This is a genomic window from Paenibacillus sp. SER-28 (assembly GCF_052906305.1).
Map to the genome: position 1 here is coordinate 1 of NZ_JBRECM010000075.1, position 270 is coordinate 270.

General features: G+C 33.7%; 1 pseudogene. It reads right to left on the minus strand.

The features are described 5' to 3' along the window. Positions 1 to 270, minus strand: a pseudogene (locus tag ACUYLD_RS25695) (acyl-CoA dehydrogenase family protein); the annotation flags it as partial.

Here is a 270-nt window from a genome sequence, read left to right on the forward strand (position 1 = left end):
GTGCTATACCTAAATAACAGCTTGGTATATGCAATATCCAACCATTTGGCGCTTTACTTTTCTCTGTTTCCACTAAATGTTTTAATGGTACTTTTACATCATTTAATATTAAATCATGACTTTCTGTCGCTCGCATACCTAATACGTCCCAATTATCGGCAATTTCAACACCAGGCAAATTCCTGTCCACTAAGAAAAAACCAACACTTTCTAATTCTTCTATATAAGCAGCAACAATAATATGTGTTAGTGCTTTACTCATTGATGTAT